Annotated in this window: 11 protein-coding genes; 7 read left to right on the top strand and 4 right to left on the bottom strand. The window is 65.3% G+C overall.

Annotated features, from left to right (window positions below):
* Together LK459_RS00595 and LK459_RS00590 are read left to right on the top strand one after the other, a co-directional pair.
* Complete coding sequence (locus LK459_RS00595; protein ID WP_227921160.1) at positions 1–462, top strand: acyl-CoA thioesterase; 462 nt, start codon at positions 1–3, stop codon at positions 460–462.
* Positions 459–1,160, top strand: coding sequence for a hypothetical protein (locus tag LK459_RS00590; RefSeq protein WP_007240578.1), 702 nt, complete (start codon positions 459–461; stop codon positions 1,158–1,160). Before LK459_RS00595 ends, LK459_RS00590 begins: the two co-directional genes overlap by 4 nt.
* A 66-nt stretch (positions 1,161–1,226) precedes the next feature.
* Here LK459_RS00590 and LK459_RS00585 read toward each other — a convergent pair whose 3' ends face one another.
* Positions 1,227–2,885, bottom strand: coding sequence for a glycoside hydrolase family 13 protein (locus tag LK459_RS00585; protein ID WP_227924016.1), 1,659 nt, complete (start codon positions 2,883–2,885; stop codon positions 1,227–1,229).
* A gap of 346 nt (positions 2,886–3,231) precedes the next feature.
* On the bottom strand, positions 3,232–3,672 hold the full coding sequence (locus LK459_RS00580; RefSeq protein WP_227921158.1) for a globin: 441 nt from the start codon (positions 3,670–3,672) through the stop codon (positions 3,232–3,234).
* A gap of 181 nt (positions 3,673–3,853) precedes the next feature.
* Between LK459_RS00580 and ctaJ the strand changes: the two genes are divergently transcribed.
* Both ctaJ and LK459_RS00570 read left to right on the top strand, forming a co-directional pair.
* A complete protein-coding gene (ctaJ, locus tag LK459_RS00575; protein ID WP_227921156.1) occupies positions 3,854–4,102 on the top strand; it encodes an aa3-type cytochrome oxidase subunit CtaJ in 249 nt (82 codons plus the stop codon).
* Positions 4,089–4,589 carry a DUF5130 domain-containing protein gene (locus LK459_RS00570; RefSeq protein ID WP_007240582.1) on the top strand — a complete coding sequence of 167 codons (501 nt, stop codon included), beginning with the start codon at positions 4,089–4,091 and terminating at the stop codon, positions 4,587–4,589. Before ctaJ ends, LK459_RS00570 begins: the two co-directional genes overlap by 14 nt.
* Before the next feature lie 105 nt (positions 4,590–4,694).
* Here the strand turns inward: LK459_RS00570 and LK459_RS00565 are convergent, their stop codons facing one another.
* Positions 4,695–6,152 (bottom strand): cation:dicarboxylate symporter family transporter, encoded by a 1,458-nt coding sequence (locus LK459_RS00565; RefSeq protein ID WP_227924013.1) that lies wholly within the window; start codon positions 6,150–6,152, stop codon positions 4,695–4,697.
* Between the two features lie 169 nt (positions 6,153–6,321).
* Between LK459_RS00565 and LK459_RS00560 the strand changes: the two genes are divergently transcribed.
* Together LK459_RS00560 and LK459_RS00555 are read left to right on the top strand one after the other, a co-directional pair.
* Positions 6,322–7,884 (top strand): sensor histidine kinase, encoded by a 1,563-nt coding sequence (locus LK459_RS00560; protein ID WP_227921151.1) that lies wholly within the window; start codon positions 6,322–6,324, stop codon positions 7,882–7,884.
* On the top strand, positions 7,881–8,573 hold the full coding sequence (locus LK459_RS00555; protein ID WP_227921150.1) for a response regulator: 693 nt from the start codon (positions 7,881–7,883) through the stop codon (positions 8,571–8,573). The genes LK459_RS00560 and LK459_RS00555 overlap by 4 nt, the downstream gene beginning before the upstream one ends.
* A gap of 10 nt (positions 8,574–8,583) precedes the next feature.
* On the opposite strand, the gene pepN is transcribed toward LK459_RS00555, so the two are convergent.
* Positions 8,584–11,154 carry an aminopeptidase N gene (gene pepN, locus LK459_RS00550; protein ID WP_227921149.1) on the bottom strand — a complete coding sequence of 857 codons (2,571 nt, stop codon included), beginning with the start codon at positions 11,152–11,154 and terminating at the stop codon, positions 8,584–8,586.
* Positions 11,155–11,280: 126 nt separating this feature from the next.
* Between pepN and LK459_RS00545 the strand changes: the two genes are divergently transcribed.
* The gene (locus LK459_RS00545) at positions 11,281–11,889 is read left to right on the top strand and encodes a mycothiol-dependent nitroreductase Rv2466c family protein (protein WP_227921148.1); all 609 of its coding nucleotides are present in this window, start codon (positions 11,281–11,283) and stop codon (positions 11,887–11,889) included.
* The last annotated feature ends 14 nt before the right edge of the window (positions 11,890–11,903 follow it).

The raw sequence follows: 11,903 nt of genomic DNA, 5'->3' as shown, positions 1-11,903 counted from the left end.
GTGCTCTACGAGGACGAAGGAATCAGGACCGACGACGGATACGTGGTCAAGGTTCCCGTCCGGTGGTCTGACATGGACGTGTTCGCACACATCAACCATGCGCGCATGGTGACCCTGCTCGAGGAAGCGCGCATTCCCTGGCTGTTCTACGACGAACGGCCGACCGCGCACCTGCGCACGGGGTGCGTCGTGGCCGACCTGCACGTGAAGTACCGCCAACAGGTGCGCCACGACGAGGGACCGATCGCGGTCACCATGTTCGTCGAGAAAGTGCGCGCGGTCGACTTCGTCGTCGGGTACGAGGTGCGTCCCGATGCCGCGTCGCCCAGCGACAGGCCCGCGGTCACGGCGACAACGCAACTCGTCGCGTTCGATGTCGACGCACAGCGACTGCGACGGCTCACCACAGGAGAACGTGAGTATCTCGAGAGTTTCCGCCGAACCCCGAGCGTCGACGCGTGACGGCACTACCCGAACGCTTCGTCATCGCCGCGGGACCCGGCGACCGGACCGACGCCACGGCTTTCGTCTCGCGGGCCATGCGACTCGACGACGCGGCGGTGATCCGGGTGGTCGAGCGCTCGGACGGCCTACTCGCCCTGTGGGCGCACACCGGATTCGACGTCCTCGTCACCCGCTCGATCTTCGGGAGTGTCGCGCCGGCCGATCTCGTCGCCGATGCCGCGACCTTGGCCAGCCGGCTCGCGGAGGGGCGGCCGGGCGAACCGGTCGATCCCGGGATGTCACTGGATTCTGCGTGGCGCGGTGCCCTCCCGATCCGTACCGGTTATCGCCACCTCGACGACGTCCCCGCACGCACCGTGGTCGAGCTGACCCGCGAGGGCGCTCGCCTCGCACGCGACGAGGGAAGCAACTTCGGCCCCGCGACCGGCCTCCTCGATCAGGGCGTCCTCGACGTCTCCTCCGGAGACGGAACGCTGACGGCGACGGTATCGCTGCGATCGCTGTTCGCGCTCACCGCGATGGGCTTCGTCCGGGATGCCGACGGACACGAGATCACCGAGACGTCGCCGATCGACGCGATCGGGGAGACCGAACCCGTGCGGGTGCGGATGTCGGCAGCGTGGATCCGCATCGATGCCCGCTATGGCGCCGTTTATCAGCGCAGGCATCGCGACCTCGAGGTCACTGTGCTCTGACCGTGTGATCGCGGCCGACAGCACCGGCTCGACGCCGATCAGATGGTCAGGATCAGATGGGGCCGATCAGATGAGCCAGGCCGCGGCGTTGGGTGCCAGCATGCCATCGACCAGGGGCGAGCTCGTCACGATGAGTTCGCCAGGCGGCAGACCGACCGGCTCGCTTGTGGTGTTGAGCGCGCACACGAGGTGTCCCTCCGAACGGCGGAACGCCAGACACCCCGCGGGTGCGCCGTACCACTCGATGCCATCTCCGGCGAACTCCGTTCTCTCGCTGCGTAACTCGATTGCAGTGCGGTACAGCGAGAGGGTCGAGTTCACGTCCTCGAGTTCACGCTCGACCGTGTACTGCGTCCACGACTCGGGCATCGGGAGCCACGTGTCGGGGTTGGTCGAGAAGCCGAACGGCGGTTCGGTGCCCTCCCACGGAAGCGGGACACGCGAGGCGTCGCGCCCGCGTTCGGTATGACCCGAGCGCTCCCACACCGGGTCCTGGAGTGCCTCGTCGGGGAGATCGGCGTTGGGTAGCCCGAGCTCTGCGCCGTTGTAGATGAAAATCGAACCGGGAAGGGCGAATTCGACGAGCGCCATGGCTCGTGCACGCGCAGTGCCCAGTGCGATGTCGCCGATGTCGGATGTCTCGGCGTCATCTTCTCGTGTGTCACGGCCGTAGCGCGTCACCTCGCGGTCGACGTCGTGATTCGACAACGTCCACGTCGGCGTCCCGTTGACGCTGTGCACAGCATCGAGCGAGTTCTCGATGGCGTCGCGGATGGCGTCGGCGTCGAAAGGTGCCTTGGCGAGGCGGAAGTTGAAGCCGAGATGCAACTCGTCGGGGCGGAGATACTCGGCGAACCGCTCGTTGTCGTCGACCCAGATCTCACCGACGTTCGCGGCGCCGGGGTACTCGTCGATGACCGCGCGGATCTTCCTGTGGATGTCATGGACTGCGTAGTTGTTGAAACGCGGGTCGTCATCGCGATTGACGAGTAGTCCTGCGGCCTCGACATCCATGTCGGGGAGGTCTGCGGGTTTGGCCATGCCGTGCGCGACGTCGATACGGAAGCCGTCGACGCCGCGATCGAGCCAGAAGCGCAGCGTCTTCTCGAGATCCTCGAAGACCTCGGGGTTCTCCCAATTCAGATCGGGCTGCTCACGCGCGAAGATGTGCAGATACCACTGGCCGGGAGTGCCGTCGGCCTCGGTGACCCTCTCCCAGGCGGACCCGCCGAAGATACTCACCCAGTTGTTGGGTGGCTCGTTGCCGTTCTCGCCACGACCGTCGCGGAAGATGTAGCGCGTGCGCTCGGGACTGTCCGGCCCGGCTGCGAGAGCGTCGATGAACCACTGGTGCTGATCGCTGGTGTGGTTGGGAACGAGATCCATGGTCACGCGTATCTCGCGTGCATGGGCCTCTTCGATCAACTCGTCGAACACCTCCAGGTCGCCGAAGAGCGGGTCGATGTCTCGCGGATCAGAGACGTCGTATCCGTGGTCGGCCATGGGGGAGCGCATGATCGGGCTCAGCCACAGTGCGTCGACGCCGAGGAGTTCGAGGTAACCGAGTTTGTCGATCACGCCGGCGAGGTCGCCGACGCCGTCACCGTTGAGATCGGAGAACGACCGAGGATAGATCTGATAGAAGATCGCCGACCGCCACCAGGTGTCGTCGGCAGGGTCCAGTTGTGCTGCGGCGAACCCGGCGACACCGTCAGCCGAGGTCACGCTCTCGTCATCTGCGGTCCCGACGACGCCGGGCTCCACGGTGTCGACTTCCGCGATGCCGGCCTCCACGCTGTCGGCCTCCACAGTGTCGACTTCCGGGCTGTCGACCTCGACGACACCGGGCTCATCGGTGGCGGTGTCGGGCGCGTCGTCGACGGTGTCGGATGCGTCGTCGACGGTGTCCGGCGCGCTGTCGGGTTGCTTTTGCGCGCCGAGCGCGGCCTCGTTGACATCGTCGGGTGTCTCGTCGCTCACCGCGACAATTCTGCCCTACCTGTGTTTTCCCGTAGAAGACCAGGTGACGTCGGCGCGTCGTGTCCGATGTGCCCGACTGACCTCGATCGGATCAGAACGGCGAATTGACCATCGACTGTGCGGCCATCTCCATGTAGTCGACGAGAGCCTGCCTGTGCGGTGCGTCGAGTGTGTCGTCGTCGATCGACGCGATGGCGGTGTGCATGCAGCGCAACCAGGCGTCGCGGGCCAGGGGACCGATGGTGAAGGGCTGATGGCGCATGCGCAGTCGCGGGTGGCCACGTTCTTCGGAGTACGTGCGCGGGCCGCCCCAGTACTGCTCGAGGAACATTCGGAGTCGACGCTCGGCGGGCCCGAGGTCTTCCTCGGGATACATGGGCCGGAGGATCTCGTCGGCGGCGACCTCGCGGTAGAAGACTCTCGTCAGCTTCTCGAAGGTCTCGTGACCACCGACCTCGTCGTAGAACGACCGGTGGACTTCGGTGCTGGCCGGCCGACCGCCGACGGGGATGTTGCCGCTCACCGGATCCATTGTCCCCACGGCCGGGTGTGGTCTCAACATCGGCGCCGCAGAATGTCTACGACAGTCTGTAGGGGTCGGTGCCCGAAGGGCGGTGGTGTGGGCTAAATTGATCACACGACCTGTGCGGCGTGAATGTGCGAGCGCGTGTTCACCGGCCGTGCGCAAGAGGTTTACCGATCGGAAGGGTCTCATGGACAACTGGATCGTCTACATCGGAATGTCGGTCACGGTCCTGGTGATTTTCTTCGCTGCGGCGTGCGTGGTGTCGATGGCATTCTCAAGCGGCGTCAAGTACCCCAAGCAGCAGGAATACACGCTCGACCAAGAGTGGGACCGAGCTCCGCTGCTGCTGTCGGCAACGGACATGGAACCGATTGCGTTGCCGCGTCACGCGGAACCCAACGATGTGGATGGAGGCTCGGCCAGTGCCAAGTGGTGAGATTTCGCAGTCGACCGGTACCGAGCGGACACCGGAGGTCGCCGCGACCTCCGCGCTTCCGGTCGGCACGGTCATCACGAACAGCGGGCGTGTCTCGGCCACCCGGTTTCCGGGCCAGACCGCGACGACTCCGCCGTTCTCGCGTGACGAACTGATCGCACTCGACGACGCGCTGCAGGCTGCCAGTGAGAAGGCACTCGTGCGCTTCTCTGTCTACATCGGCGAGCTCGGCCCCGACCCGGTCGCAGACGCACGCGAGGTGCTGCTCAAGTCGGCACCCGAGCCCGCATACGGAGCCCTGCTGGCAGTGTCGCCCAACACCCACGACGTCGTCGTGGTGTCGGGTAGCGAGGTCGCCGATCGCGTCAACGACCGCGTTGCCGACCTGGGCGTGACCGCGGCAATCGGAAGCTTCCGCCAGAACGAACTCATCGACGGACTGGTCTCCGCACTGCATGTGATGGCGACCGCCGCCGCACCGATCTGAACTCGTAACGAACCGAACTGCACATGAGAATGGCCCGGGAGCAATTCCCGGGCCAATTCTCGTGTGTGCAGTTGGTCCCATAGGCGACCAGCCAGCCGGCATCAGCTAAGGGGCAACCAGGTCTCGGGTAGACGGTGCCTTCTCCGCCGGCCCGGTCGCGGTCGGTCCGTCGTGCGCCTCGTCGCTTCTGACGGGCGTCTTGCCGAGACCGTCGTCCACCATGTCCTTCTCGTCGAACGGGACGCGACCCGTGAGCACGTCGTCGACCCGATCCTTGTCGACGGTCCCTGTCCACGACCCGACGAGCAGCGTCGCGACCGCGTTGCCTGAGAAGTTGGTGACAGCGCGAGCCTCCGACATGAAACGGTCGATGCCCACGATGAGTCCGACGCCGTTCAGCATCGCCGGTTGATGGGCCTGTAGGCCGCCGGCCAGTGTGGCCAGGCCTGCGCCGCTCACGCCCGCGGCACCCTTCGAGGCGATGATCATGAAGACGAGCAGGCTGATCTGTGCTCCGATCGACAGGGGAGCGCCCATGGCGTCCGCGATGAAGATCGATGCCATCGTCAGGTATATGGCGGTGCCGTCGAGGTTGAAGGAGTATCCCGTCGGAACGACGACGCCGACGGTGGACTTCTCCACACCGAGGTGCTCCATCTTGGCGATGAGCCGCGGCAGGGCAGACTCGGAGGACGAGGTGGCGAAGATGAGTAGGTATTCGCGAGCCAGATAGCGGACGAGTCGGAAGATGGAGACGCCCGCGACCGCCCGCAGGATCGCCCCGAGTACACCGAAGACGAACACGATGCACGTCAGATAGAAGGCGATCATCAGGATCAACAGCTGTCCGACCGCCGCCCACCCCGTCTGGCCGACGACGTTGGCGATCGCGCCGAATGCTCCGATCGGTGCCAGCCACAAAATCATGCTCAGGATCTTGAACACGAGCTTCTGGATGTAACCGACAGCGACGAGGATCGGCTCACCGCTCGAACCCATTGCCTGCAGTGCGAAGCCGACGAGAAGCGCGACGAACAGCGCCTGCAAGACGTTGCCCGACGTCAATGCAGACAGGAGCGAGTCGGGAACGATCCCCTGGATGAATGCCATCATCCCGCCGGACTCGTGGGCCTTCTCGGCCAGTTCCGAGCCCTTGCCTGCGGAGGCGCTGACGTTGAGACCCTCACCGGGTTTGATCAGATTTCCGACGACGAGCCCGATAGCGAGTGCGATGGTCGACATCACCAGGAAGTAGACGAACGCGAGACCGCCGACCTTGCCGACGGTCGCGGCCTTTCTGACCGACCCGATACCGAGCACGATGGTGCAGAAGATGACGGGCGCGATCATCATCTTGATGAGGCTGACGAAGATGGTCCCCAGTACGCCGAGGTCCTTGCCGATTCCCGGGGCGATGAGTCCGACCGCAACGCCGCCGACCACGGCGACGATGACCGCCAGGTACAGCCAGTGCGTCTTGTCTCGCTTCTTGGGCGTTGGGTTCAGGGTCTCGTCGCTCGCCGACGCGACCTCGGCGTCGTGGGACCGTCGTCTCACATTCATCGTGCTGTCCTTCCTGTCCTGCAGGTCGACGTTGACGCGCACCCGCTGTGGAAGATTGTTGGACGACCTCGTGATGTGAGTCACCATTGAGTTCATTTCGTTCATGGGGTCACCGTGATGAACTCGATGTCGATCGCGTACCGCGCGATCCTGGAAGGGTGGTGTCTACATGCTCCGATGGCGTCCTCGGACCCTTGCGGGTCAGGCCGTGGCGCTGCAATTGGCCGTCGTCCTGGTGATCGTGGTGTCCGCCGCGTTGCTCGCTTTACTGGATGCTCGATTCGATGGACTACGTGCCGCTCGCGATCAGGTGAGATCGGTGGCGGTGAGCATCGCTGACGCGCCCTCCACCGCCCGTGCGCTGGAGTCTCCTGACCCGAGCACGAGTCTGCAACCGGTGACCGAGGAGATCCGACCTGTCACCGGCGTCTCATTCATCACCATCATGAACACCGCCGGCGTGCGCTACACCCACACGACGCCCTCACTGATCGGGCAGCGATATCTGGGATCGACAAGCCAGGCGCTCCGCGGTGAGGTCTACACCGAGACCTACACGGGGACGCTCGGTCCGTCGATCCGTTCCATCGCTCCGGTCCGGAACGGGAACGGCGTGATCGTCGGGATGGTTGCCGCGGGGATCACGCAGGCCACCCTCACCGACGAGTGGTTGGAGCAACTGCCGTTGATCGCGTCGATCGGTCTGGTGGCCATCGTCGCGGCGCTGGGCGGTCTCTGGCTGATCCGGCGACGATTGTTGCGTCTCACCGGTGGTCTGGCGCCGGGAGAACTACGGGTGATGTACGACCACCACGACGCCGTGCTGCATTCGGTCACGGAAGGGCTCGTGGTGATCGACGACGGCCGGATCGTGCTGTGCAACGACGAAGCGCGACGACTGCTGGCGGGCAACCCGGCTGGCGAGAGCGTGGAATTCGACGACATGCCCGACTTCCTACTCGGCACAGAACCCCTCACGGACGTCCTCTACGTCGATCAGGGCCGGGTACTGGTGGTCAATCGCGCTCCCGTGACGTCGCGGCAGGGTAGCGCGGTCGTCACGATCCGAGACAGAACTGAATTATCCTCCGCGATAGGCGAATTGGATTCGCTCTCACGCTTCGCCGAAGCGCTCCGGTCGCAGGCACACGAGTCGGCCAACCGGCTGCACACGATGGTCGCGCTCATCGAGACGGGGCACGCGGAGCGCGCGGCCGCCCTCGCCACCGCCGATCTTGTCGTGTCACAGAGATTGGTCGACCGTGTCTCGGAGATGATCAGCGATCCCACCCTGAGCGCGTTGTTACTCGGGAAGTCGGCGCAGGCAGCCGAACGCGGGATCTCGATGACCCTCACGGAGGAGTCCGCGCTCGACGACGACGACACGTCGCCGCTGACCACTGACGAGACCATCACCGTCGTCGGGAACCTGATCGACAACGCGTTGGACGCCTGCGATCCGGCGGACGCATGGGTGGAGGTCACGGTTGCCGTGGACGACGGATCACTGCTGATCGTCGTCGCCGACAGCGGCCCGGGGATGACCGACGACGAATTCGAGAGAGCGTGCGGGCGGGGATACTCGACGAAGCCCGGCGGCGACGCCACGGGCAGAGGACTCGGTCTCGCCCTGGTTGCAAACGTGGTCAGCCGACATGGCGGCACCGTGCGAAGCGAACACACCTACGGGTCGGTCATCACCGTGGAGATCCCGAGCAGGGGGCAAGTGTGATCCGCGTGATGATCGTCGACGACGAACCACTTCTGATCCAGGCGCACCGCGACTACCTGGCTCGGATCGGTGGCTTCGACGTGGTGGCGACGGCCGGTACTGCGCGGGAGGCGCACCGCGCGGCGATGGCTGCGGCGGCGGGCGGTGCGCCTGTCGAACTCGTGTTGCTCGATCTCGGACTGCCCGACGCAAGTGGCATCGAACTCGCGTCCGCGCTGTCGGGTCTGCGGCCCGACCCGGACATCATCGCCATCACAGCGGCTCGCGATCTGCCGACGGTTCGCCGGGCGCTCACGCACGGTGCGCTGCTCTACCTGTTGAAACCGTTCTCATACGCCGCTTTCGCTGAGAAGATCGAGCATTACCTGCGCTACCGCGAGACCGTCGCCGGCGACGGTGATGCGGTGAGCCAGCGAGACGTCGACCGTGCCCTCGCTGCGCTGCGCACCGCCGACCCGCGGCGCGGTGCGCCGAAGGGCATGGCTCCCGAGACCACAGATGCCGTCGGCAGAGCGGTGCGCGATGCACCGGGCGGGCTGACCGCCTCGGAAGTCGCTGCACGGGTCGGCAGTTCGCGGGTCACCGCTTGGCGCTACCTGGAGCGGCTCGCCGACGCCGGCACGGTGCGCAGGGTTACCGAGTACGGCGGGGCGGGCCGCCCCCAGATCCGCTACGTCTGGACCGGGTGATCCAACGACGTCACTCGGCGTCGAAGACCCTGGCGCGCAATGACCGTTCGACGCCCGCGCGGCCCTCGACGATCAGCCTTTTGAGCGCCGTCGGATGGTCTTCGGCGAGGAAGGCGTCTGCCTTGTCGAGCGCCTCGGGCGTGATCTCCCACGAGGGATACAGTCCGTTGACCACGGTCTGTGCCACCTCGCTCGAGCGCCGCTTCCATACCTCGGGGACCGCCGCGAAGTATTTGTCGACGTAGGGCGCCAACAGCTCCGACTGGCCGGGCCGAGCGAACCCCGCCACGACCGCTCTGGTGTAGATGTTCGAGAGGGTGTCGTCGTCGAAGGCCGACCACGCGTCTGCCTTCGCTTCGGCGAGCGGGCGGGCTGCACGTGCGGTCGCGGCCTGGCGTGTGCCCGCCGCGGTGTTGTCGCGCTGAGCTTCGGCGTCGATCACAGGAGTCGACGCCGGATCGCCGTCGATGGCTCCCGCAGTCGCCAGCGCGAGTACGAGCTTCCAGCGCAGGTCCGCGTCGACGGTCAGCCCGGCAAGACCGTGCTCGGCCGGGTCGTCGCCGTCGAGGAGCGCCCGCACCACCGCGATCTGTTCGTCGAACAGCCTGCCCGAGAGCAGCGTGTTCACGAACGCGAGCTGATGATCGGACCCCGACTCGGCAGCGCGGGCGAGTTCGAGGAGGCGCGAGCTGAACCCGGGCCATCCGACGGTCTGCGCCCACCCCGGATCGGCGTAGGACTCGATCGCGGTCGTGGCCTGGAGCAGTACTCGCTGCACGACACCGATTTCGGTCTCGGCGGCGATGCCGTGCTCGACGAGCGCGACGAAATCACGGGCTTTCATCTCCGCCTGCCGGGTCATCTCCCACGCCGCCGACCACACCAGTGTGCGCGGCATCGAGTCGGTGATGTCGCCGATACGCGCGGTTGCCGTCGCGAGTGACTCGGGATCGAGACGCACGGAGGCGTAGGTCAGATCGTCGTCGTTGAGCAGGATCAGCTTGCCGCGCGGAACGCCCACGAGATCAGGCACCTCGGTGACCGACCCCTCGACGTCGAGTTCGACGCTCTGCACGCGTTCGAGCTTTCCCTGCGTGGTGTCGTCGTAGATGCCGACGCGCATGCGGTGCACGCGCGTCTCGCCCGCGCCGGGCGCCGCGCCGTCCTGGACGATGGCGAAACGCGTGAACGCGCCCGAGTCGTCGACGTCGAAGTCGGGGCGGATGACGTTGATGCCGGTGGTCTTGAGCCACTGGCTACCCCAGTCGGAGAGGTCGCGTCCCGATGACTTCTCCAGTGCGGCAAGCAGGTCCGAGAACGTCGCGTTGGAGAACTTGTGCGCGGTGAAGTAATCGCGCAGGCCGGCGAGGAAGTCGTCGACACCGACGTAGGCAACCAACTGCTTGAGTACGGATGCGCCCTTGGCGTACGTGATGCCGTCGAAGTTGACCTCGACCGCGGCGATGTCGGGGATGTCGGCGGCCACGGGATGCGTCGAGGGCAGCTGATCCTGGCGGTAGGCCCACGACTTCTCGACGTTGGCGAACGTCGTCCATGCGCTCGTGTACTCGGTGGCCTCCGACTGACACAGCACCGAGGCGAAGGTGGCGAACGACTCGTTGAGCCACAGGTCGTCCCACCACTTCATGGTGACAAGGTCGCCGAACCACATGTGGGCCATCTCGTGTAGCACGGTCTCGGCACGTCGCTCGTAGTTGTAGTTCGTCACGCGTGACCGGAACACGTAGTCCTCGAGGAACGTGACGGCGCCCGCGTTCTCCATGGCACCGGCGTTGAACTCGGGAACGAAGAGCTGGTCGTACTTTCCGAACGCGTACGGGATGCCGAAGTTCTTGTGGTAGAACGCGAATCCCTGTTTGGTCTCGGTGAACAGGCGCTCAGCGTCCATGTATTCCGCCAGCGACGCCCTGCAATAGATCCCGAGTGGGATGGACCCGTGCTCGTCGGTGTAGGTGTCCGTCCATTCCGCATACGGCCCCGCGATGAGTGCAACGAGATAGGTACTCATGACAGGGGTTTCGGCGAAACGGTGCACTCCGCCGTCGACGGACTCGGTTGGTGCGTTCGAGATGACCTTCCAGTCGTCCGGAGCGGTCACGGTGATCGTGTACGTCGCCTTGAGGTCGGGCTGGTCGAAGCAGGCGAACATCCGCTTGGCGTCGGCGGTTTCGAACTGTGAGTACAGGTACACGGAGTCGTCGGTGGGGTCGACGAAGCGATGCAGACCCTCGCCGGTGTGTGAATAGGCGCAGTCGGCGACGACGACCAGTTCGTTGTCGGCGGCGAGATCGGGAAGCGGGATGCCCACCGATTCGTCGAAGTCGCTCACCTCGAGCGCTTTTCCGTTCAGGGTCACCGAGCGGAGTGTCGGGGCGACCAGATCGATGAAGGTCTGCGAACCGGGGGTCGCGGTGAATGTGACGGTGCTCGTCGACCGGAACGTCTTCTCTCCGGGCTTGCCGTTACCGTCGGTGAGATCGAGTTCCACGTCGTAATGGGATACGTCGATGGTGGTGGCGCGCTCGCGCGCCTGGTCGCGGGTGAGGTTCGGGGCAGTCACAATCGCCAGCTTAGCCGCGTAACGTCGGCGTGGAATCGATGTGGACCGTCAACGGTTGGAAGACACGTCACCCAACCGACGCGTCGAGCAGTGCTCATGACGTGATGACTCGAAGGGAATGTGCGGATGTCGCAGAAGGATCGTGTTGATTTCTGGTTCGACCCCCTGTGCCCGTGGTGTTGGATCACCTCCCGGTGGATCCTCGAGACCGAGCAGGTCCGCGACATCGACGTGCACTTCCATCTCATGAGTCTTGCCGTGCTGAACGAGGGTAAGGACATCTCCGACGACTACCGCGAGGGGCTCAAGAACGCGTGGCGTCCGGTCCGCGTGATCGCGGCAGCCGTCGCGGCGAAGGGCGACGACATCCTCGCGCCGCTGTACACGGCCATGGGGACCCGAATCCACAACCAGGGCAACAAGGATTTCGACGTGGTCATCCGGGAGTCGCTCGACGAGCTCGGTCTCGATCCCGAACTGGCCAAGGCCGCCGACTCGACCGAGTACGACGAGTGGATTCGCACCAGCCACCACGAGGGTATGGACAAGGTCGGTGACGATGTCGGCACGCCGACCATCCACGTCAACGGGGTCGCGTTCTTCGGCCCGGTGCTGTCACGGATTCCGCGCGGTGAGACCGCCGGAACGGTGTGGGATGGAGCGGTCGCGCTCGCGTCGTATCCGCACTTCTTCGAACTCAAGCGGAGTCGAGACGAGGACCCGCAGTTCGACTGAGCTCGCCCGCGCAA

It is taken from the genome of Gordonia otitidis, assembly GCF_020735545.1.
Lineage (GTDB): Bacteria > Actinomycetota > Actinomycetes > Mycobacteriales > Mycobacteriaceae > Gordonia > Gordonia otitidis.
Note: the sequence above shows the minus strand (reverse complement) of the source record. Positions and strands in the feature narration are given on the sequence as shown.

Coding starts and splice junctions, on each gene's coding strand:
- LK459_RS00560 (WP_227921151.1), top strand. CDS start 6,322: ATGCTCCGATGGCGTCCTCGGACCCTTGCGGGTCAGGCCGTGGCGCTG.
- LK459_RS00545 (WP_227921148.1), top strand. CDS start 11,281: ATGTCGCAGAAGGATCGTGTTGATTTCTGGTTCGACCCCCTGTGCCCG.
- ctaJ (WP_227921156.1), top strand. CDS start 3,854: ATGGACAACTGGATCGTCTACATCGGAATGTCGGTCACGGTCCTGGTG.
- LK459_RS00565 (WP_227924013.1), bottom strand. CDS start 6,152: ATGAATGTGAGACGACGGTCCCACGACGCCGAGGTCGCGTCGGCGAGC.
- LK459_RS00580 (WP_227921158.1), bottom strand. CDS start 3,672: ATGGATCCGGTGAGCGGCAACATCCCCGTCGGCGGTCGGCCGGCCAGC.